The 22,230-nt window shown below is 66.6% G+C and carries 18 protein-coding genes; 3 read left to right on the forward strand and 15 right to left on the reverse strand.

Annotation, left to right across the window (positions count from 1 at the left end; genetic code table 11):
- Positions 1–6 precede the first annotated feature (6 nt).
- The 14 genes from K32_RS04600 to K32_RS04665 all read right to left on the reverse strand — a co-directional run bounded on the left by K32_RS04600 (position 7) and on the right by K32_RS04665 (position 17,061).
- Positions 7–1,560 (reverse strand): ABC transporter substrate-binding protein, encoded by a 1,554-nt coding sequence (locus K32_RS04600; RefSeq protein WP_201402903.1) that lies wholly within the window; start codon positions 1,558–1,560, stop codon positions 7–9.
- A 260-nt stretch (positions 1,561–1,820) separates the two neighbouring features.
- Positions 1,821–2,804, reverse strand: a complete 984-nt coding sequence (locus tag K32_RS04605) for a beta-ketoacyl-ACP synthase III (RefSeq protein WP_201402904.1) — start codon at positions 2,802–2,804, stop codon at positions 1,821–1,823.
- Positions 2,801–4,066, reverse strand: coding sequence for an adenosylmethionine--8-amino-7-oxononanoate transaminase (locus K32_RS04610; RefSeq protein WP_201402905.1), 1,266 nt, complete (start codon positions 4,064–4,066; stop codon positions 2,801–2,803). Before K32_RS04610 ends, K32_RS04605 begins: the two co-directional genes overlap by 4 nt.
- Positions 4,067–4,127: 61 nt before the next feature.
- Positions 4,128–5,261, reverse strand: coding sequence for an 8-amino-7-oxononanoate synthase (locus K32_RS04615; RefSeq protein ID WP_201402906.1), 1,134 nt, complete (start codon positions 5,259–5,261; stop codon positions 4,128–4,130).
- Between the two features lie 42 nt (positions 5,262–5,303).
- Entirely contained in the window at positions 5,304–6,152 is an 849-nt protein-coding gene (gene nadC / locus K32_RS04620; RefSeq protein WP_201402907.1) for a carboxylating nicotinate-nucleotide diphosphorylase, read from the reverse strand.
- A gap of 2 nt (positions 6,153–6,154) precedes the next feature.
- Entirely contained in the window at positions 6,155–7,708 is a 1,554-nt protein-coding gene (locus K32_RS04625; RefSeq protein WP_201402908.1) for an L-aspartate oxidase, read from the reverse strand.
- Positions 7,705–8,679 (reverse strand): quinolinate synthase NadA, encoded by a 975-nt coding sequence (gene nadA, locus K32_RS04630; RefSeq protein ID WP_201402909.1) that lies wholly within the window; start codon positions 8,677–8,679, stop codon positions 7,705–7,707. The genes K32_RS04625 and nadA overlap by 4 nt, the downstream gene beginning before the upstream one ends.
- A 66-nt stretch (positions 8,680–8,745) precedes the next feature.
- A complete protein-coding gene (locus K32_RS04635; protein WP_201402910.1) occupies positions 8,746–9,714 on the reverse strand; it encodes a hypothetical protein in 969 nt (322 codons plus the stop codon).
- Between the two features lie 138 nt (positions 9,715–9,852).
- On the reverse strand, positions 9,853–11,142 hold the full coding sequence (locus K32_RS04640) for an amidohydrolase family protein (RefSeq protein ID WP_201402911.1): 1,290 nt from the start codon (positions 11,140–11,142) through the stop codon (positions 9,853–9,855).
- 16 nt (positions 11,143–11,158) lie between these two features.
- On the reverse strand, positions 11,159–12,103 hold the full coding sequence (locus K32_RS04645; RefSeq protein WP_201402912.1) for an ABC transporter permease: 945 nt from the start codon (positions 12,101–12,103) through the stop codon (positions 11,159–11,161).
- Entirely contained in the window at positions 12,100–13,149 is a 1,050-nt protein-coding gene (locus K32_RS04650) for an ABC transporter permease (RefSeq protein ID WP_201402913.1), read from the reverse strand. The genes K32_RS04645 and K32_RS04650 overlap by 4 nt, the downstream gene beginning before the upstream one ends.
- Positions 13,139–14,659, reverse strand: coding sequence for an ABC transporter ATP-binding protein (locus tag K32_RS04655; RefSeq protein WP_201402914.1), 1,521 nt, complete (start codon positions 14,657–14,659; stop codon positions 13,139–13,141). The genes K32_RS04650 and K32_RS04655 overlap by 11 nt, the downstream gene beginning before the upstream one ends.
- The gene (locus K32_RS04660) at positions 14,656–16,062 is read right to left on the reverse strand and encodes an amidase (protein ID WP_201402915.1); all 1,407 of its coding nucleotides are present in this window, start codon (positions 16,060–16,062) and stop codon (positions 14,656–14,658) included. Before K32_RS04660 ends, K32_RS04655 begins: the two co-directional genes overlap by 4 nt.
- Before the next feature lie 9 nt (positions 16,063–16,071).
- The gene (locus tag K32_RS04665; protein WP_201402916.1) at positions 16,072–17,061 is read right to left on the reverse strand and encodes a BMP family protein; all 990 of its coding nucleotides are present in this window, start codon (positions 17,059–17,061) and stop codon (positions 16,072–16,074) included.
- A 547-nt stretch (positions 17,062–17,608) separates the two neighbouring features.
- Here K32_RS04665 and K32_RS04670 point away from each other — a divergent pair.
- The gene (locus tag K32_RS04670) at positions 17,609–18,361 is read left to right on the forward strand and encodes an SDR family NAD(P)-dependent oxidoreductase (RefSeq protein ID WP_201402917.1); all 753 of its coding nucleotides are present in this window, start codon (positions 17,609–17,611) and stop codon (positions 18,359–18,361) included.
- A 62-nt stretch (positions 18,362–18,423) separates the two neighbouring features.
- Here K32_RS04670 and K32_RS04675 read toward each other — a convergent pair whose 3' ends face one another.
- Complete coding sequence (locus K32_RS04675; protein WP_201402918.1) at positions 18,424–19,239, reverse strand: SDR family oxidoreductase; 816 nt, start codon at positions 19,237–19,239, stop codon at positions 18,424–18,426.
- A gap of 112 nt (positions 19,240–19,351) precedes the next feature.
- Here K32_RS04675 and K32_RS04680 point away from each other — a divergent pair, with 112 nt between their 5' ends.
- Positions 19,352–20,302, forward strand: coding sequence for a GlxA family transcriptional regulator (locus K32_RS04680; protein ID WP_201402919.1), 951 nt, complete (start codon positions 19,352–19,354; stop codon positions 20,300–20,302).
- A gap of 599 nt (positions 20,303–20,901) precedes the next feature.
- Positions 20,902–22,185, forward strand: a complete 1,284-nt coding sequence (locus K32_RS04685) for an extracellular solute-binding protein (RefSeq protein WP_201402920.1) — start codon at positions 20,902–20,904, stop codon at positions 22,183–22,185.
- Positions 22,186–22,230: the final 45 nt, after the last annotated feature.

A 22,230-nucleotide genomic window follows, 5' to 3' on the forward strand; every position in this document is an offset into this window, starting at 1 on the left:
ACATGCTCAGCCGCCGATCGAGATCTGCGAGAAGTCCTGGGCGTTCTTCTGGGGATGGATCTCGAAGCCGGTCAGGTCCTTGCGATGGGCGCCGACGGAATTGGCGAACATCGGCACGATCACGCCGCCATCATCGCGCAGAAGGCGCTGGGCCTTGCGATAGAGCTCGGCGCGCTTGGCCGTATCGAGCGTCTGGCGCGCTTCGGCGATCAGGCCGTCGAATTCCTCGCTCTTCCAATGCGTGTCGTTCCAGGCGGCATTCGACAGGTAAAACTGCGACAGGGCTTCGTCAGCGTTGCGCGCGCCCTTGGAGGTGCAGAGGAAGGGCACCTTGCGCCAGACATTGGCGAAATAGCCGTCGCCGGGGACCTTGTTGATCGCGACGCGTATGCCGGCCTCGGCCGCCATCGCCTGGTAGAGCGCGGCCATCTCCAGGAAGCCGGCGGTCGCCTCGGAGGTGTAGAGCTCGACGTCGATGCCGTCGGGATGTCCGGCTTCGGCGAGCAATTGCTTGGCCTTCGCCACGTCGCGGGCCGGAGCGGGCTCGTCAAGCCCGTACTGAACCCAGGAGGCGACCGGCTGGTCGGAAGCCGGTTTCCCCAGTCCGCCGAGAACCAGATCGATCATGCGCTGGCGGTCCACGACCAGCTTCATCGCCTGACGTACCCGCACGTCGTTGAAGGGCGGCACGTCGACCATCAGGGTCAGCGACATCACATAGGGCGACGGAACGGTCACCACGGTCAGGTTGGGCGCGGCCTGAAGCGCCTGCAGACCGACGCGCGGCACATCCCAGGAAAGGTCGATCTGCCCGGTCAGCAGCGCCGACAGGCGCGCGGACGTGTCCGCAATGGCCCGCAACTCCACCCGGTCCACCTTCGGCAGGCCCTCGCGCCAATAGGCTTCGTTCCTGACGAAGACGCTCGGCTCGCGGCCGGGAACGAATTCCTGCACCTTGAAGGGGCCGGTGCCCTGGCCGCGCGTGCGCAGTTCCTCGGCGGTCGAGCCTTCCGGCACGATGTAGGTGAACCGGTTGGCGATCAGCGAGGGGAACTCGACGACGGGGCTCTTCAGGGTGAAGCGCACCGTCTTGTCGTCGACGGCCTCGATGCCTTCGGGCGTCAGCTCGCCGAAGGTGGTGGCGACGGGCGAGGCGGTCTTCGGATCGATCAGGCGGCGATAGGTGTAGACCACGTCGGCGGCGGTGAGCGGCTTGCCGTTGTGGAAGGAAATTCCGGGCTTCAGCTCGATCGTCCAGACATCGCCCTTCTCGTTGCTTGACCAGGATTGCGCCAGTTGCGGCTGCGGTTCGAAGTTCTTGTCGAGGATGATCAGACGCTCATAGACGAGCGAGATGCGAGCGGCATCCGCGTCGATCTTGTTGAAGGCGGGATCCATGGTGCCGGTCGGCCCGTCAGATTCTCCCGAGGCGAGGCGCAGCACGCGGGACGCCGCTGCGGAGGCATTTCCGGAACTTCCGAGAACCGCGACGCTGCCGGCTATCGCCGCCGACGACAGAAGCAGCCTGCGTCGAGAAATGCCCTTGAGAACCGGCTCCATGCCCAAATCCGCCCCGTTGACCCGAATTGATTTTGTTCCAAATAGTCACATTCTGTTCCAGAATATGCAAAGAATTCGGTCCCTATCCTGCGGCGCGAATTAGAATGACGTCTTCGCGAAGCGAGGAAATCGCGGCAGGGTATTCTCGAATATCGGCAGGGCATTTCATTATTTGGAAGATATCCGGGAAGCCCGGGCAAGACGGTCCCTTGGCCGCACAGCTGACGCTTAGTCGCGCTTCCGGGCGCGCGGAGGCCGATCTAGAAGCCGACCACAAGTGCCCCGCCGGTCAGGCCGGCACCGGCGGCGGCCAGCAGCAGTTTCTCGTGGCGCCGGAAGGGATCGGCGTTGTGGGCGACCGACAGGGACAGGGGGATCGTCGCGGCCGACGAATTGCCATAGTCGGCGATGGTCTTGACGATGCGTGCATCGTCGATGCCGAGCGACTTGCCGACGGCGTCGAAGATGCGGGCGTTCGCCTGATGCGGCACGAAACGGGCAATGTCCGACGCCGAAAGGCCGGCCGCCTCCAGAGCCTCCAAGGAACAGCCGCGCATCATCTCCACTGCCCTGGCGAAGACGTCGCGGCCGTTCGCGATCGTCATGCGGGTCTCCAGGATATCGGTCTCTTCCGCGAAGGGACGGTTGCTGCCGCCGGCCGGGATCTGGATCAGGCCATAGGCGGATCCGTCAGAGGCGAAGGAAGCGCCGAGAATGCCGTGGCCGGGATCGTCGGACGGCGCCAGCACCACGGCGCCGGCGGCATCGGCGAACAGCACGGCGCTCGCCCGCTCGGTCGGATGGATCCGGCGGCTCAACAGGTTGGCGGCGATGATGATGGCCGGCTTGCCGTGCAGGCGCACGAAGCCGTCGGCGAAGCTCATGGCGTAGAGGAAGCCCGCGCAGGCGCCCGCGAGGTCGACGCCGCCGGCCCTTTCGAGGCCGAGCTTGTGCGCCACCAGCGGCGCGCTCGGCGGCAGCAGATGATCCGGCGTCGACGTGGCGAGCAGCAGCAGGCCGACGTCCCTGCGATCGATGCCGGCGGCCTTGAGCGCCATGTCGCCGGCCTCGGTCGCTAATCCGGAAAGCGTGTCGCCGGGCTCCGCCCAGAAGCGCGAGCGGATGCCGGTGCGTCGCTCGATCCAGCCAGCCTCCATCCCGAAATTGGCCTCGATCTCGGCATTTTCGACTCTGCGCGCCGGTACGTGATGTCCGAGGCCGATGATCCGCGCCGTGCGGTTCATCGCTCGTCGCCCGCGAGCCCGGCCGCCTCGTCGATGGCGTTATAGAGACGGTCGAGCTCGCCCGATGTCACGCAATAGGGCGGCAGCACGTAGAGGACATTGCCGAGCGGCCGCATCAGCAATCCGCGCTCGAGGAAGAAGCTGCGCAGCGCTGGGCCGACCTCGGCCAGATAGCCGGCGCTGCCGACGCGGAGGTCGAGCGCGGCGATGGTGCCGGTCGTGCGGATGTTCTCGAAGCGCGGATCTCCGTCGAACCGGGCAACCCGCTCCGCCTGCATCCGCGCCAGCGCGGCCACGCGCTCCGCCACGGGCTCGTCGTTCCAGATCTCGACATTGGCGAGCGCGGCGGCGCAGGCGATCGGGTTCGCCGTGTACGAGCTCGAATGGAAGAAGGTCCTGGCCCGGTCGCTGGAATAGTGCGCGCGGAAGATCGCGTCGGTGGCAAGCGTCGCCGCGAGCGGCAGCGAACCGCCCGTCAGGCCCTTGGACGTGCACAGGATATCGGGCGCGACCCCCGCCTGCTCGCAGGCAAACAGGGTGCCGCAGCGGCCCCAGCCGGTCATCACCTCGTCGGCGATGAGCAGCGTCCCCGAGCTCTCGGCAATGCGCTTCAGTTCGGCGAGGACCGAGGCCGGATACATCTTCATGCCGCCGGCACCGAGCACGAGCGGCTCGACGATCAGCGCGGCGACGCCGCGGTCGCGCGCCAGCCTTTCGAAGGCGTCGAGCGTTTCCTGCTCCTGGCTCGCGGCCGGGAAGGGGATGGTGTCGACCTGAAACAGCAGCGGCTCATAGGCGACGTTGAAGACGCCGCGCGCGCCGACGCTCATCGTGCCGATGGTGTCGCCGTGATAGCCGTGCTCCATGACGACGATGCGCGACCGAGGCGCGCCGTTGTGCCGGTGAAAGCCGAGCGCCATCTTGAGCGCGACTTCGACGCTGGTAGAGCCGCTGTCGGAATAGAAGACCCAGTCGAGGCCCGCCGGCGCCATCTCGACCAGCGCCGAAGCCAGTCGTTCGGCCGGCTCGTGGCTGAGGCCGGCGAAGATCACCTGATCGAGCGTCTCGGTCGTGTGCCGGATGGCTTCCTGGATCCTCGGGTGACGGTGGCCGTGCGTGATGACCCACCAGGACGAGATCGCGTCGAGCAGACGCTTGCCGTCCTGCGTCTCGACATAGGCGCCCTCGGTGCGCGCGATCATCGGCGGCGCCGGCTCGATGGCATGCTGGGTGAACGGATGCCAGACGGCGGAGCGGCTCATCACTGGATCTCCATGAAGTCGGCCCGTGGACCGTGTGTGCCGGTCAGCACGATTGGCGCCGTCACCGCGGGCGTTCCCATTCTTCGGCAAGAGCATCGAACAGGGCCGAGACGTCGTCCTCCCCGACATTCAGCGTCAGCGAAATGCGCAGCCTTGCCGTCCCCTCGGGCACAGTTGGCGGGCGGATACCGCGCACGTCGAACCCGCGCGACTGCAGCGCCTGCGCCAGCGCCATGGCGCGGGCATTGCCGCCCACGAGGATCGGCAGGATCTGCGAGCCGCTCGCGGGCAGGCCGAGGTCCTCGGCCCGTTTGCCGGAGAGCGCGACCAGCCCCGCCAGCCGCTCGCGGCGATCCGGCTCGTCGGCGACGATGTCGAGGGCGGTCGCCGCCGCCACCGCCATCAGAGGCGAGGGCGCGGTGGCATAGATGAAGGGCCGGCAGCGGTTGACCAGATAGTCGCAAAGGATCGCGGGCGCGGTGACCAGCGCGCCGGAGGCGCCGAGCGCCTTGCCGCAGGTATGCAGCACCACGACATTGTCGCGGCCTTCGAGGTCAAGCGCGAGGCCGCGCCCGCCCGGGCCATAGACGCCGGTGGCATGCGCCTCGTCGACGAAAAGGAGGGCGTCGTGGCGGTCCGCCACCTCGGCGAGTTCGCCGAGCGGAGCCCGGTCGCCGTCCATGCTGTAGAGGCTCTCGACCACGATCCAAGCCTGGCCGGCGCCGCCCCGCGCGCGCCAGTCCTGGATCGCATCGTCGACGGCGTTCGCATCGTTGTGCGCGACGTCCGTCGCCTCGGCCCGGCCGGCCCGCGCTCCCTCATGCGCGCTGGCATGGATGAGCTCGTCCAGCACGACCAGATCGCCCTTCTGCGGCAGGGTCGTCAGCACCGCGAAATTGGCGACATAGCCGCCGCCGAAGAACAGCGCCCGCTCGGCGCCGAAGAAGCCGGCCGCCTTGGCTTCCAGCGCCTCGTGCTCGGGATCGTTGCCGCGCAGCAGCCGCGAGCCGGTCGCCCCGACCGGGGTGCCGGCCGCCAGCGCCGCCGCGACCGCCTCCGCCATGCGTGTCGATCGCGCCAGGCCAAGATAGTCGTTGGAGGCGAAATCGGCGCCGGAGCGGTCGCGGAGCGTCCGCAATCGGTCCTTGCGGGCCAGCCCGCGCAGGCTGGTCTCATAACGGTCGAGCATGGCCATACTGTCTGCCAACCTGCTGGCGCGTGGATCGAAGGCTGTCTTCTATGGGTAATCCAGCCCGATATCCAGGATTGGCGCGCTATGGGTGATCCAGCCGACGGAAATCAGGTCGACGCCGGTCGCCGCGACGGCCGGGGCCGTCTGCGCCGTGACGCGGCCGGACGCCTCGGTGATCGCGCGGCCGTTGACCCTCGCCACCGCCTCGGTCAGTTGCGCGACGGACATGTTGTCGAGCAGGACGGCGTCGACGCCGGCTGCGAGCGCCAGGTCGAGCTGCTCCAGCGTATCGACCTCTACCTCGATCCGGACCATGTGGCCGACGCCGGCGCGCGCCCGTTCGATGGCGGTGCGGATATCGCCCGAGATCGCGATGTGGTTGTCCTTGATGAGCACGGCGTCGTCGAGGCCGAAGCGATGATTGCCGCCGCCGCCGGCGCGCACGGCGTATTTCTCCAGCGCCCGCAGGCCCGGCGTGGTCTTGCGCGTGCAAACGATACTGGCCTTGTGGCCCCGGACGGCCTCGACCACCGTCGCGGTATGGGTGGCGATGCCGCTCAGATGGCAGAGGAAGTTGAGCGCCGTCCGCTCGGCGGTGAGCAGGGCGCGGGCCGGTCCGCGCACCGTCGCGACGACGTCGCCGGCCGAGAGGGGGGAGCCGTCAGGCTTGGCCACGATGACCTCGATCCTCTGGTCGATCAGCTCGAAGGCGAGGGCGGCGACGTCGAGGCCGGCGAGCACGCCCGGCTGACGCGTCGCGAGCACCATCGTCGCGGTCGCATCCGCCGGCACGATCGCATCGCTGGTGAGATCGCCGGCGCGTCCGAGATCCTCCAGCAGGGCGGCGCGCACCACCGGCTCGATCATCACGCGCGGCAGCGGGTTCAGGGGCATGGTCAAGCGCTCCGGTCGAGCCGCGCCTCGGCGGCGGATGGGGTGTCGGCAAGGGCTGCCGCGGCCTGGAATGTCTCGTCGATCGTCAGTCGCGGCGATCGCGGCTCTGCATCGCGCCCGGGGAAATCGGTGCGGAGGTGCGAGCCCCGGCTCTCCTCGCGACGCAGGGCGGCAACGGTGATCATCAGCGCGACCAGGGCGGGGTCCGACGTGGCATCGTCACCGGTGGCGAGCGGCGTCAGAAGCCTCGCGGCCTCGCGCAGCGTCTCGCCGTCCCGCTCGATGCCGAGCGCTTGCGAGGCGATCGGGCGGATCCGCGAGACGTCGGGTCGCGCCGGCACGATCGCTGGCATCGGCCGTCTCGACGCGCCCGGCGACGCTGCGGCAACGCTCGCGGCGGTCCATGCGGCTGATGTCGCCGCCTCGATGAGCGAGTTGCTGGCGAGGCGGTTGGCCCCATGCAGCCCGGTGCGGGCGACCTCGCCGCAGGCCCAGAGGCCGCGCAGCGAGCTGCGGCCGTCGGCGTCCACCGCCACGCCGCCCATGTGATAATGGGCGGCGGGACGCACGGGGATCGGCTCGACGGCGGGATCGATGCCGGCGTCGCGGCAGAGCCGGGCGATCGCCGGGAAGCGCTCGGCAAATCGCGGCCCGAGACACTGGCGTGTGTCGAGGAACACGCGATGCCCGGCGGCGAGCTGGCGCCACACGCCACGCGCCACGACGTCGCGCGGCGCGAGTTCTGCGCCCGGCGTGTCGGCGAGGAAGCGCCGGCCGCGTTCGTCGACGAGAACCGCGCCTTCGCCGCGCACCGCTTCGCTGACCAACGGCATCGGACGCCTCGGACCGTCGAGCGCGGTCGGGTGGAACTGGACGAATTCGAGATCGGCCAGTTCCGCGCCGGCGCGCGCGGCAAGCGCCAGACCCTGCCCAAACGAGCCGAGCGGGTTGGTCGTATGGTCGAAAAGGCCGCCTATGCCGCCGGTCGCAAGCACCACGCGGCCGGTCGAAAGCGAGATCGCCTCGTTGTTGCCGACGGCGAGCACGCCGGTGATCTCGCCGTCCTCGACGAGCAGGCGCCGCACGTCGACGCCTTCGAGAACCGCGATCGAGGGTGTTCGTCTAACCCCCGCAACGAGCGCGCGGACCAACTCGCGGCCGGTGCTGTCGCCACCGGCGTGGACGATCCGCCGACGCGAATGCGCGGCTTCGAGCCCGAGCCGAAACGCGCCGTCGGGGGCGCGGTCGAAGGCGACGCCGAGCCGCGCTAGATGGTCGATCGCCTGCGGCGCCGCTTCGACGACGCGCTTTACCGCCGCCTCGTCGCAGAGCCCGTCGCCGGCCGCCAGCGTATCGGCGAGATGCAGGTCCGGGCTGTCGTCGCGGGCGAGGCTCGCGGCAACGCCGCCCTGGGCGAGGATGCTGGAGGAGGGCCCCTCCAAGGGCGAGCTTGTGATGAGGACGACCGGTTCCGGGGCCAGATGCAGCGCCGTCATCAGCCCCGCGATACCGCCGCCGATGATGACCGGCCGGCCATGGAGGTCGCGCGCGGTCATATCGCGAGCATCCGTTCCACGGCCCGGCGCGCGCGATCGGCGACGCCGGGATCGATCTCGACGGCGTGGCGGTTCTCCTCGAGCGCCGTGCGGATGTTGGCGAGCGTGATGCGCTTCATGTGCGGGCAGAGATTGCAGGGCCGCACGAAATCGACGTCGGGATGCTCGACGGCGACGTTGTCGCTCATCGAGCATTCGGTCACCAGCACGACGCGCGCCGGCTTATGCCTGCCGACATAGTCGGACATCGCCGCGGTCGAGCCGGCGAAATCTGCTACTGCGACAACCTCCGGCGGACACTCGGGATGGGCGAGCACGGTGACGCCGGGATGCGCCTCGCGCAGCTCGTGGATGTCGGCGGGCGTGAAGCGCTCATGCACCTCGCAGTGCCCCTTCCAGGCGATGATCTCGACCTTCGTCTGCGCCGCGATGTTCTGGGCCAGATATTCGTCCGGCAGCATGATGACGCGCGGCACGCCGAGCGATTCCACCACTGCCAGCGCATTGCCGGACGTGCAGCAGACGTCGGACTCAGCCTTCACCGCGGCGGAGGTGTTCACGTAGGTGACGATCGGCACGCCGGGATAACGCTGCCGCATCAGGCGCACGTCCGAAGCCGTGATGGATTCCGCCAGCGAACAGCCGGCGTCCTGATCCGGAATGAGCACCGTCTTGCCGGGATTGAGGAGCTTGGCCGTCTCGGCCATGAAATGCACGCCGGCGAGCACGATGACGTCGGCGTCGACCGTCATCGCCTTGCGCGCCAGCGCCAGGCTGTCGCCGACGATGTCGGCCACGCAATGGAAGATCTCGGGCGTCTGGTAATTATGCGCGAGGATGACGGCGTTGCGCTCGCGCTTCAGCGCCAGGATGGCGTCGATGTCGTCGGTGAAAGCAGGCCATTCCACCGGCGGAATGACCCGTCGCACGCGATCATAGAGCGATGCGGCGGTGGGGAGCGAGACAGGCATCGGCGCCTCCATTATTCTCAAAGAGAGTATAATTTCGATATATACTTACTTTGAGAATAAGTCCCGTCAAGCGCGCGGGAGTGGCAATTTCGTGCCCGCGGCAACCCGCTCGTCGAGGACGGCGTGGCGGAAGCGGAACAGCTTCGCCGGCCGCCCGACCGTGTCGGCGGTCGTCCCTCCGGCTTCCTCGACCAGATCCTGCTGCTCGATGAGGCGGCGGAAGTTCGGCTTGTGGACCAGCCTTCCGGAGAGCGCTTCCACGGCGCGCTGCAACTGGAGGAGGGTGAAGACGGGCGGCATCAGCTCGAACACGACAGGCCGGTATTTGATCTTGGAACGCAGCCGCGCGATCCCGGTCGCCAGGATTCGGCGATGATCGGCGATCATCGGGACCCCGGGTATCGGCGAGGAAGCGCTCCGCTCCGTTCCGCGCATCGCCTCTTCGATCAGGCCTGCCTCATAGAGCAGTTCGTAGCGCTGCAGGACGAGCTCTTCATTCCAGTCGTGACCATCCATGCCGAAGACGATCGCGGCTCGACGCTGGCGTTCGCGCCTCTCCGCGTCCAGCTCCGCGCCGTCCGCCCAGGCCAGCAGGCGCGGTTGCAGAATGTTGGCAAGGATGGGCGGAATCCCGGAGCGATGGTCTTCCCAGGGGAAGTAGTCATACCAGCACCGCCAGGCGCGCTTGCCCGATGCGTCGGCGCTCTCGGCGCGCGTCAGGGCCAGATAGCTGATCGAGATCACCCGCTGCTGGCGCTGCTCGCCGATCCGGTCGCGGTCGGCGAAGGTGTAGAGCTGCTCGATATAGCCGAGCTGATGGCCGGTCTGGTGTTCCACCCAGGTTCGGAGACCGAATTGAAGCGAGCGATGGCCGAGTTCGAAAGGCCCGGAGGGCAGGGCATTGGCCTGGCCGACGGTGAGGACGCTCGGCCCGTGATCCGTCATCGCCACGACCACTGCGATCAGGTCCACATTCGCATCGAGAGCTTTGCCGGAGGGGCCTTCTTTGCTGGTGGTGGCTCGCTGGTCCTGCATGATCTCGCGAATGTTTCGGCCGACCTCCTGTCGGGCGCCTGAATCGGGTCGTCGCGAAGGTGTACTGCGCCCGTCGATCCGTCAACGTGGCTGGACGATGGACGCAGGATGGAGCCGTTGGGCCTGTGAACGGCGCGCTCAGCGCGCCGGCAGGTAGTCCAGACCGGGATCGATTTTCGTCGGTCGACCCTCAAGGAAGAGCTCGCCGATGCGCGGCGCGCTTCGGGAAATCACCTTGCCGCCCTTCACGACCCAAAGTCGCGTCGGCTTGAGCCGGAGCGCCTCGACGACATCGGCGGCCTGCAGCACGATGAGATCGGCGTTGCAGCCGACCTCCAGCCCGTAGCCTTCGAGCCCCATGGTCTTGGCCGAGTTGACCGTCAGCGCCTCAAAGATCTTCTTCTTGTCCTCGATGCCGCCCATCTGCGCGACATGGATGGCCATGTGGCCGACTTCCAGCATGTCGGCGGAGCCCATCGAGTACCAGGGATCCATGGTGCAGTCCTGGCCGAAGGAGACGTTGAGCCCCGCATCCATCAGCTCGCGCACGCGGGTCATGCCGCGGCGCTTCGGATAGGTATCGTGGCGCCCCTGCAGCATGATGTTGATCAGCGGATTGGGGATCACGTTGATCTCGGCCTCGGCCATCAGCGGAATAAGCTTCGAGACGTAGTAGTTGTCCATCGAGTGCATGGATGTCAGGTGCGATCCCGCCACCCGTCCCTGCAGGCCGTGGCGCACGGTCTCGGCTGCCAGCGTCTCGATATGGCGCGACATCGGGTCATCGCTCTCGTCGCAATGGATGTCGACGGGAAGCCCGCGCTCGGCGGCGATGCGGCAGAGCGCCTCCAGCGAGCGGCGGCCATCCTCCATCGTCCGCTCGAAATGCGGGATGCCGCCGACGATGTCGAGGCCCATGTCGAGCGCGCGCTGCAGGGATTTCTCACCATCCGCTGCGCGGTAGTAGCCGTCCTGCGGGAAGGCCACGAGCTGCAGATTGATGTAGGGCGCCACCCGCTCGCGGACCTCGATCAGCGCTTCCGCCGTGACTAGCCTCGGATCGGAGGTGTCGACATGGCTGCGGATGAACAGCAGGCCCTGGCTGACGGCGAGGTCGCAGTAGCGCAGCGCGCGTTCGACCAGCGCTTCCTTGGTGAGAAGCGGCCGCAGCTCGCCCCAGAGCGCGATGCCTTCCAGCAGCGTGCCGGAGACGTTCATGCGCGGCAGGCCGAGCGAAAGCGTCGCGTCCATGTGGAAATGCGGATCACAGAAGGGCGGGCTGGCCAGCCTGCCGGTCGCATCGATCTCCTCTTTCGCCGATGCCTCGAGATGCCTCTCGATCGCGGTGATCTTGCCGTCGGAGAGGCCGATATCCAGGCCCTGGCGACCATCGGGCAGGTTGGCGTTGCGGAGGATCAGGTCGAACATGCTTGGCTTTCTCCGTTCAGCGCTCGCCACGCCGATAGGGTTGCATCAGGGCCTGCGGCACGCGGGCACGCCGCGCCATGATAGCGAGCGCCGCGATCGACAGGATGTAAGGTATCATTAGGAATAGCTGATAAGGCACGGTTCCGCCCAGCGCCGTCTGGAGACGCAGCTGGAAGCCGTCGAAGAAGGCGAAGAGCAAGGCGCCGAGTAGCGCCCGTTCCGGTCGCCAGGAGGCGAACACGACGAGGGCGATGCAGATCCAGCCGCGGCCCTGCACCATGGTCGGAAAGAAGCTGTTGAAGGCCGCGAGCGTCAGGAAGGCGCCGGCCATTCCCATCAGCGCGCTGCCGACGATCACGGCGCCGTAGCGCACGACCATCGGGTTGATCCCCTGCGCCTCGGCCGCATGCGGGTTCTCGCCCGTCATGCGGATCGCAAGGCCAAGCGGCGTACGGAAGAGGACATAGGCCAGCACGAGGGCGAGCAGGATCGCCAGATAGGTCGGAGGCGTCTGGGCGAAGAAAGCGGGGCCGAGCACGGGAAGGTCGCTGAGGCCGGGGATGGAGATCGGCTGGAACGGGATGATGGTCGGCGGCGTTCCGGCGACCGGCACGGCGAGGCGAAAGACGTAATAGCTGAAGCTTGCCGCGAACAGCGTCACGCCCAGTCCGGCGACATGCTGCGACAGTCCGAGCGTGACCGTCAGGCCCGCATGCAGGAGCCCGAAAACACCACCGGCCAGAGCAGCGAGCAGGAAGCCAGTCCAGAGGTCCGCGCCATTGTAGACGGCGAGCCAGCCGATCATCGCGCCGAAGGTCATGATGCCCTCGATGCCGAGATTGAGCACGCCCGAGCGCTCGCACAACAAGGCGCCGAGCGTACCGAGGATCAACGGCGTTGCGATCCGGAGCACTGCCGCCCAGAGCCCGGCGGAGGCCAAGATGTCGAGGATGGCGCTCATCGACGGATCCCGTATTGGGTGAAGAAGACGGCGACCAGCATGGACAGCAGCGACAGCGCCACGATCACGTCGGCGATGTAGCTCGGAATGCCGAGGCTTCGGCTCATGCCGTCCGCTCCGACGAACATGGTCGCCGTGAACAGTCCCGCCAGCACGACGCCGAGCGGGCTGAGATTGGCCAGCATGGCGACCACGATGCCGGAATAGCCGTAGCCAGGCGAGAGGTTGGTCGTGACATAGCCCTGGACGCCCATGACCTCGACCGCGCCGGCAAGGCCGGCAAGGCCGCCGGAGATGCAGGCGACCGCCACGAGGGTCCTGCCGAGCGGCACGCCGGCGAAGGCGGCCCCCTGCGGGTTGATGCCGGCGGCGCGCGATTGCATGCCGAACACCGTGCGCGACTGGACGAAGGCGAGGACGAACGCCAGCACGATCGCAATCACCAGGCCGAGATGGAGCCGCGACCGGGCCAGCAGCTTCGGCAGCATGGCGGCATCGGATACCGATTGCGACTGGGGCCAGCCGAAGGCCGTGGGATCCTTGAGGACCGTGTCGATCAGCATCGACACAAAGAGCACGGCGACGAAATTGAGGAGCAGGGTCGTCACGACCTCGTCGACGGAGAAGCGCAGCCTCAGCCAAAGCGGCACGAGCAGAAGGATCATGCCGGCGACGGCGCCGAAGAGGAGCAGCAGCGGAATCTGCACGATCGAAGGCCAGGAGCCGAAGAGATGCGAACCCGCCCAGGCGGCGGCGATGGCGCCGAGATAGAGCTGCCCCTCCGCGCCAATGTTCCAGAGCCGAGCGCGGAAGGCGACGGCTGCGGCCAATCCGGTGAGGATCAAGGGGGTCGCTCGGGTCAGCGTCTCGGTCGCCGACAGGCGCGAGCCGAAAGCGCCCACCAGAATGCGCCAATAAGCTTCGAGGACCGGCGCGCCGGCAATGGCGATCAGGACACCCGCAATGGCGAGAGCCGCGGCGATCGCGATCAGCGGCGTCGCGATGACGAGCGCGACCGGGCGGTGTTCCCGCCGTTCAAACCGCATGGGTCACCTCGTTCTCCCATTCGCCTGCCATCATCAGTCCGAGTTTGCGCGCCGAAGCCTCTTCGGCTGAGATCGGTGGCGAAAGCCTGCCGCCGACGATGGCCTGGATCCGATCGGCGAGCGCCATCACCTCGTCCAGGTCCTCCGAGATCAGCAGCACGGCCGTTCCCTGCCGCCGCGCGTCCAGGAGGCGCTCGTGAACGGCTGCGACCGCACCTTCGTCCAGCCCTCGCGCCGGTTGCGCCGCCAGCAGGATCCGCGGCCTTTCGATCAGGTTGCGCCCCAGGATCAGCTTCTGCATGTTGCCGCCGGAGAGCAGGCGGATGCGGCTCGCCGGCGTTCCGCCGCGGACGTCGAACTGGTCGATGATCTCCTGCGCGAAGGCGACGGCGCGCTTGCGATCCACCAGCCCGCGGCCCGAGAAGGAAGCCAGCCTTTCGAGGATCGCATTTTCCCAGATCGCCATTTCGCCGATGGCGCCTTCCTTGTTCCGGTCTTCCGGAATGCGGCCGATCCCCGCGGCAACAACGTCGGCGACCGAAAGGGCGTCGACCGCCTGGCCGTACAGCAGCAGGTCGCCGCTGGCCTTCGCGGTCGTGCCCGACAGCAATTGCGCCAGGGCGGCCTGTCCATTGCCGGAAACGCCGATGATGCCCAGCACCTCGCCGGCGCGAAGACGGAAATCGATCGCCTTCAGCCTGTCCACGCCGCCGGAACGAACGGTCACGGCAGCCGCCTCAAGGACCAGTTCTCCCGGCGTCGAGGGCTCGCGGACAGGTCGCGTCACGGTGCGGCCGACCATCAGCTCGGCGAGTTCGGACTTGCTGGTCTCGGAAGCCCGGCGTTCCGCAACATGGCGGCCGCCGCGCAGGACCACCACGCGGTCCGCCGTCGACATGACCTCGTCCAGCTTGTGGGAGATGAAGATCAGCGACAGGCCATGCGCCGCCATATCCTTCAGCGTCGCGAAAAGCCGCTCGGCCTCGATCTGGGTCAGCACCGCCGTCGGTTCGTCGAGAACGAGAATCCGCGCCTCATTGTAGAGGGCCTTCAGGATCTCGACCCGCTGCTGCTCGCCGACGGAAAGGTCGCCAAGCCTTGCGTCCGGATCCACCTTCAGGCCGAAACGCTGCGATATGGCGAGCAGCTTGGCGCGCGCCTCGGCCCGGTGCGAGCGCGGCGACCACAGGCTTTCCGTGCCCGTCGTGACGTTCTCAAGCACGGTGAGGTTCGGCGCCAGGGCGAAATGCTGGTGAACCATGCCGATGCCGGCGCGGATCGCCGCGCGCGGCTTGCCCTGTGGCAGTTCCTGCCCGTCAACCAGGACATGGCCGCTGTCCGGCACGTAGTGGCCGAAGAGAATGCTCATCAGCGTGGTCTTGCCGGCGCCGTTCTCGCCGAGCAACGCCACGATCTCGCCCTTGCCGAGCGTCAGCGAGATGTCGTCGTTGGCGAGCGTCGTGCCGAACCGCTTGCTGACGCCGACGATTTCGAGAACCGGCTTGTTCATGCGGGCAATCCTGCGACGGGAAAGCGGTGCTGCCAGCGGCCTTCCTGCTCCAGCGACGCGGCAAGCGCCAGCAGAAGCCGGTCATGCCCCATCGGAGCCAGCAGCTGCACCGGCAGCGGCAGGCCCGCCGCATCCGCGCCAAATGGCAGGGTGATCGCGGGAAAGCCCGTGATGTTGGCCAGCGACGCCAGCGGGGCGAAGGACGTCATGCGCTGGACCTGCAACTCGGTATCCTCATGGTCGAACGGGAAGGATCCTAGCGGAAGCGGGGCGCTCGACAACATCGGCGTCAACAGGCAATCGACCTCGTCGAAGAGGTCCCAGAGCGCGCGGCCGGCATGGATGCCGGCATCGAGCGATGCCCAGAGGGATCGGGCGGCCAGCGCCTGACCCCGGCGGATGAAGGCCTGGGTGAGGGGCTCGGCCTTCCGCACATCGAGAGCCGCCGCGTCGACGAAATTGGCAAGGTTGACCGCGACGATATCCGCGAACGCCCGGCCGCTGGCGGCGACGGCGTTTTCAAGCCGGCTCCAGGCGATCGGCACGATGGCATGGCCTTGGGCTTCCAGCGATTTCGCGGCCGCCTCGACCGCAATGGCGCGCTCGGGATCCAGCGGAAATTCACTGCCGAAATCGCTGACGACGCCTATTCGCAGCGGACCGGATCTTGGCTCGGACAGAAACGGATCCGCGAACGGGCCGCGCGCCGTGCCGCTGGCGGATAGGAATATCGTGGCGAGGTCTCGCAGGGAGCGGCAGATCGCGAGCTCGCTGGCTATGCCGCCGAGATGATTGCCGAAGCCCGGGCCGGCCGGCATGGCCCCGCGGGTCGCCTTCAGGCCCACCAGGCCGCAGCAGGCCGCCGGAACCCGGATCGACCCGCCGGCGTCGGTGGCATGGGCGATCGCGACGATGCCGGCGGCGACGGCCGCCGCCGCGCCCCCGGAGGAACCGCCGGGCGAAAGGGTTGGTTCGAGAGGATTGCGGCAGAGCGGTCCGGCCGCCGGTTCGCTGGAAAGCGACAGGCCCATTTCGGGCACGGTGGAAAGGCCGAAGAAGCAGAGGCCGGAGGCGCGAAGGCGCGCGGCAAGGTCGGAGTCGGGCTCCGCCGAGCGCCTCTCGAGCATGCCGGAGCCGGCCGCGACCGGAAGCCCGAGAAACGGACCGCCGAGATCCTTGGCGAGGCTGGGAACGCCGGCGAAGGGCACACGGCCGGCCGCGTCATCGCGCAGCCGCTCGTCCATCGCCCGGGCTGTTTCCAGCCCAAGATCGCGATCGAGATAAGCGATGGCGCCGAGGTCGGACCGACGCTCGGCCTCATCGAGCGCGGCCTGCATAGCCTCCAAGGCACTGAGGCGACCCAAGCGGATCGCCTCAGCCAAGGACGTTGCATCATCCTGCATGGCCGAACTCTATTGCTTGGGCTCGTCCATGACCCTCGGCACTTCGAACGTACCGGCCTTGATCTCGGCGCGCTTGGCTTCCATGGCCGCCTCGGCATCCGCCGGCGCCACGCCCTTGACGTAGGCGATGTCGCTGCCGCCCTCTTTCATCAAGCCGTAGGCCGTATAATCGCGGCCGGTCGGCTTGCCGGCAGCGGCGTCGGCGATGGCGGCGTTGAGGATCGGACGGAAATTCCAGAGCGCGTTGGCGAAGACCGTATCCGGGTAACGCGGCGTGTAGTCGATGAGCGAGCCGACCGACTTGATGCCGCGCTCCTTGGCCGCGTCCGCCGTGCCGATGCGCTCGCCGAACAGGATGTCGGCGCCGGCGTCGATCTGGGCAAGGCCGGCTTCGCGCGCCTTGGGCGGATCGAAGAAGGTGCCGATGAAGGTCACCAGGAGCTTGGCGTCCGGATTCACCGACTTAACGCCCGCGCCGAAGGCGTTGATCAGCATGTTGACTTCCGGGATCGGCATGGCGCCGACGGCGCCGACGATGTTGGTCTTCGTCATCTTGCCGGCCAGCATGCCGGCGAGGTAGGCGCCGTCGAAATTCCAGGTGCCGAACACGCCGAAATTGTCGCCCGACGGCTTGCCGCTCGAACCCATGACGAAGGCGGTTTCCGGATAGTCGGCGGCCACTTCGCGGGCCTGCTTCTCGACCGGGAAGGTCTCGCCGATGATCAGCTTCGCGCCCTGTTCCGCATATTCGCGCATGGCGCGGGGATAGTCGGTGCCGGAAACGCCTTCGGAGAAGACGTATTCGATGATCCCCTCCGAATCCGCATCCTGGAGTGCCTTGTGCAGCACCGAATTCCAGGCATTCTCGACCGGCGAGCCATGGATGCCGGCGACCTTGATCTTGTCGGCGGCGCGAGCGGTGGGAAGGAATGCGAAGGCGCCGAGTGCGAGGCCCGACGCAAGAACGCCGCGCCGAGACATCAGAATTTTGCTGGCCATTATCTGTTCCCCAGTTTTTACCAACTGGTGAAAATCGTTAGCCAGCGCCTAAATTGGAGTCAAGGATATGATGTGCGCATAAATTGCGCATATCTGTTCGATTTAGTGCAATTCTATAAATGTATTTGAGAACAAGGTGTTGGCGCGAGCGTATTGGGCGAGCAGAGGGCGCCGGAGCCTCCGAAAAGTCCGCCGGTGGCTTGTTTCATTCGCTGCCTTAAACTTCATCGTCGCAACTTCGATTGATCCGATTGGCGATTTTCTACTTCTGGTTTCGAGGCCGGGATAGGCGTCTCGTCTCGATCCGCCGTCGAGGCAAAGTAGTATCGGGTCCAGAAATTCTGTCCTGCAAAGCGTCTTCCGCAAAGTAGCTGTCGGTGCAGGCGCGGCTCAATTCCGCGTGACCGCATCGCTTTGGATCCAGCGTTCCAACGCGCGGGACGCGGCGTTGGCTCCTCAGGCTGTGGCGTAAATAGTGGCGTATTTGACATTTGAGACAAGACGGCTTGGGCCTAGGTGAGAGGCGTCAACATCCAAGGAGCCCAGCATGGGTAAGTCGCTTGAAGGGAAGATCGCAGTCATCACCGGCGGCAGCGCCGGCATAGGCTTCGCGACGGCCAGGACGTTCGTCGACGAGGGCGCCTATGTCTTCGTTACCGGGCGGCGACAGGCCGAACTCGACGCGGCGGTTGCCGAGCTTGGGCCGAACGCGCTGGCGGTCCGGGCCGACGCATCGAGCCTCGCGGACCTTGATCGGCTCTATGCCGAGGTCCGGAGCCGCAAGGGACGGATCGACATCCTGTTCGCCAATGCCGCCGCAGCGGAGACGGCGCCGCTCGGATCGATCACTGAGGATCACGTCGATCGTCATCTGAGCGTCAACGTGAAGGGGACCGTGTTCACCGTCCAGAAGGCGCTCCCGCTTCTGGTCGACGGCGGCTCGATCATCCTCATGTCTTCGGTTTCGGCCTTCACCGCGGATCCGGGGCTCAGCATCTACTCGGCAACGAAGGCGGCGATCCGCAGCTTCGCACGCTGCTGGGCGCTCGATCTGAAGGAGCGGAAGATCCGCATCAACGCGATCAGCCCGGGTTCGACCGAAACCCCGGGTCTCGCCGGGCTAGCCGGCCCCGGTGGCGACGTGCAGGGCCTGTTCGACTATCTCGGTGGACGAATTCCCCTCGGTCGCCTGGGCCAGCCGAGCGAGATCGCCGCGGCGATCGCCTTCCTCGCTTCGGACGCGTCGAGTTTCGTCAACGGGGCCGATCTTCAGGTCGATGGCGGTGCAGAGCAGATCTGAGCGGCCGGAGGCCCCCGACGGCCACGCTACGGCTGTCGGGGGGGCTCCTTTCGGGGCGATCCTCAGATCGCCCGACGCTCCGCCAGGGCGTAGCGCTTCGCAGGCTCGGCGCGCGACAGGTTGGGACCCAGCGCGGCGCGGGCCTGCTCGAAGGCATCCCAGTCAGACTTCTCGGGAAGCGACGGGATGGTGACCAGTTCGCCCTGCTCGAGGCCGGCGAGGGCGGCGTCGACCATGTCTTCGGCCGACATCACGATCGCCTCGGGCAGGTGCTCGAGCGGCGTGCCCGCGATCTCCCAGAAATCGGTCGCGGTCGCGCCTGGCAATACGGCCTGGACGCGAACGCCCTTCGCGGCCAGCTCATGATGCAGCGATTGGGAGAAGGCGAGCACGAATGCCTTGCTGCCGCCGTAGACGCCGTTCAGCACCTCCGGCGCGATGGCGACGATCGAGGCGATGTTGATGATCGTCCCTTCGCCGCGTCCGACAAAGGCGGGAGCGGCGGCATAGGCGAGCCGGGTCGGCACCAGGACATTGAGCGTGATCATCTGCTCCATCTTCACGATTTCGGACTGGAGCAGCGGCGCGGTTGCGCCGACGCCGGCATTGTTGATCAGCAGCGTGATGCTGGCATCCGTCTTCAGGACCTCTTCGACCAGGGCGAGATCGGCCGGGTTCGTCAGGTCGGCGGCGATCACGTCGATCGATCGTCCGTGTTTCGCGATGAGGCGGGCTGCGATCGTGCGCAGCCGCTCGGCGTTGCGCGCCACGAGAATGAGGTCATAGCCGGCGCTCGCGAGCCGGTCGGCATAAACCGCTCCGATGCCCGAGGACGCGCCGGTGATAAGGGCTGTGCCCTTCCGTGTGGTGGTGGTCATAGCTGGTTCCTCTATCCGGCCCTTGCCGGGATAGGCGGAACGTAAGCGCCCTGGCCTTTGTCTCAAATGTCATATATGCCACTTTTTATGCCAGATCTCGTCGGAGGCTCGAATGCGCACGATCGGAATTGTCCTGAGCCCGAACTTCCAGCTCCTGAGCCTTTCGGTCATGACGGGGTTCGAAATCGCCAACACGCTGCGTGGCGAGCGGGAGTACGAGCTGCGCTATTTGTCGGAGCATGGCGGCCCGGTCGTCAGTTCGACGTCGCTCCCCGTCGTCACCGAGGCCTTCAGCGGTTCCTACTGCGATACGTTGATCGTGCCGGGCGGAATGGCGCCGGAAAAGGCCAGTCCGGGACTGCTCGCCTATCTGCGGGAGGCCGCAACGATATCGCGCCGCGTGGCGGCGACCTGCATGGGGGCCTTTATCGTCGCGGAGGCCGGCTTGCTCGATGGCAAACGCGCGACGACGCACTGGGCATTTGCGCGCGCCTTCCAGAAGGAATACCCGGCGATCAAGGTCGAGGAAGACCGCATCTTCATCACACAGGGCAATATCTGGACTTCGGCCGGCATGACGGCGGGACTGGATCTGGCCCTGGCCCTGATCGAGCAGGATCTCGGATCGGATTTGTCGAAGGCCGTTGCGAAAAACCTGGTCGTGCACCATCGCCGCAGCGGCGGGCAGTCGCAGTTCTCGGCGCTTCTGGAGCTCTCGCCAAAATCGGACCGCATCCAGACGGCCCTGATGTATGCGCGCACGCATCTGCGGAACGAGCTGTCGGTCGAGGAGCTCGCGGATGCGGCCCGCCTGAGCCCCAGGCAGTTCAGTCGGCTCTTCAGCGCCGAGACCGGCCAGTCGCCGGCGAAGGCCGTCGAGCTCCTGCGCCTGGAAGCAGCCCGCGACATGATCGAGCGAGGAAGCCACGCCATCGAAACGGTGGTGCGGGAGGCCGGCTTTGGCGACCGCGAACGGATGCGCCGGGCCTTCCTGCGCGTCTACGGCCAACCGCCCCAGGTCGTTCGGCGTCAGGCCCAGTTGTCGAGAGAGGACGTCGTCTGAAGCTATCGGGCGGCTTTGGGGGAAGGCTCCCTGTCGCCGCAGCAGGCCCGCGCCGGCGAAACATTTCCGCGCCGACCCATGCCTGCAGAAGGTGAGGTCGTGACCGCCATGCCTTTGAACCATGGTCATCATCCCACCGTCGCGTTTCAGGTCGCGTCGAAGCCCCGGATCGTGCGCGACGAAGAGATTTTCAGTGCGTCCAGAATTTCTCCAGGGACGAAATCCTTCGCATCTGAAGGAATAGACCGAGATTAGACGTGGCCCTCGTCGAGGGTGCGCAGACTCGCGGCAGCGCGATGGCGCACGCAATGCAGACGCGTCGAAGCTGGCCGCCGCCTATCTGCGAGGAAAGCTTCCTGGCGCCGTCGGGGAGAGGCTCTGAGCTGCGCTCTTCTTGGCGATTGCGGCCAATCTGTTTGGTCAGCCCCTCGCCATCGCCGCCGACGAAATGTCCCGGGGACGAAACCTTCTGCGAGGCTCCCCTCAATTCCAATTGACACCCCGCATACCGATCCTCTTATAATGCAATTGTTGTCAATTTGCAAAAATTTGCATTAATACAACATGCTGATCTTGGGTCGGCTGAGGGAGGAGAGAGCATGAAAACACTTCGTACATGGATGACGGCTGCCCTGATTTCAGGCGTGGCGAGCACGGCGGCGATCCCGCAGGCGGCGGCCGAGGATGCGGCGCCGGTGACGCTGACCTGGCTCGCGAATACAAATCAGTCGCCCAATTCGAATTCGCCGACCGCCAAGGAATGGTACAAGTCGCGTGTCGATAGCTGGCTGGAGAAGCATTCGAACGTCAAGCTGACGGTCAACTACCAGGGTACCGACATCAACGCGGCGATGACGCGCCTGCAGGAGCAGGCCGGTTCGGGCCGCGCGCCTGATTTCGCTTCGCTCGACTCGTTCTTTCTGAGCCGCTTCTACGACAAGCTGCAGCCGCTCGACGGCTTTTACTCGGCCGAGGAAGTCGAAGACTTCGTGCCCTATGCCAAGGCCGGCATGCACGGACCCGACGGCAAGCTGAAGGCCATCTGGTACAACACCGACGTCCGCGCCCTGTTCTACCGCAAGGATCTGGTCGAGACGCCGCCGAAGACCTGGGACGAGACGCTCGCACTTGCCGCCACGCTGAAGGACAAGGCCTCGACGCCCTATGTCTATCCCGGCGGTCGTGGCGAAGCGGCTGTCATGGAGCATCTGCCGATGTTCTGGGCGATGGGCGGCCAGCTCGTCGACGACAACGGCAAGGCCGTGTTCGGCGAAGGCGCCAATCGCGACGCCTGGATCAAGATCCTCGGCTTCCTGAAGCAGACGGTCGACAGTGGCGTCAGCCCGACCCGCGTTGCCAATTACGGCTCCGAGAACGACATGTATCCGGAACTGATGCGCGGCCAGACGGCGATGTTCGTCGGCGGCAGCTGGATGCTTCGTCAGCTCGCAGCGCTCGGCGACAAGCATGAATGGGGCATCGCGCCGATCCCGATGTCGGGCGACGTCGGTCCGTCCACGGCCGCCGGCGGCTGGACCTTTGGTGTCTTCACGCCGGACGCCGAGAAGCAGAAGCTGATCGTCGACCTGATCAACTATATCGGCGCCGACCAGGAGGGCATGGCAGGGGCCGCGACCGCCAACAGCAACTTGCCGACCCGCAAGAGCGTCGCCGCGCTGGATACGCCATATTTCAATACGGAAAACGTCAAGAACTTCAACAGCATGCTCGCCTACGGCCAGGCCCGTCCCGGTGCCGCGATCTATCCGACGATCTCGACGGAACTGCAGGTTGCCATCTCGAGTGTCATCACCGGCCAGAAGACGCCGGAGCAGGCGATCGACGACGCCTGGAACAAAGTCCAGCAGCAGTCCGGCCAGTAAGCGTCGATGGCCTATTCCGAAACCATGAAGGGTGCCGGCTCCCGC

The organism is Kaistia sp. 32K (genome assembly GCF_016629525.1).
In the GTDB taxonomy this organism is placed as follows: Bacteria; Pseudomonadota; Alphaproteobacteria; order Rhizobiales; family Kaistiaceae; genus Kaistia.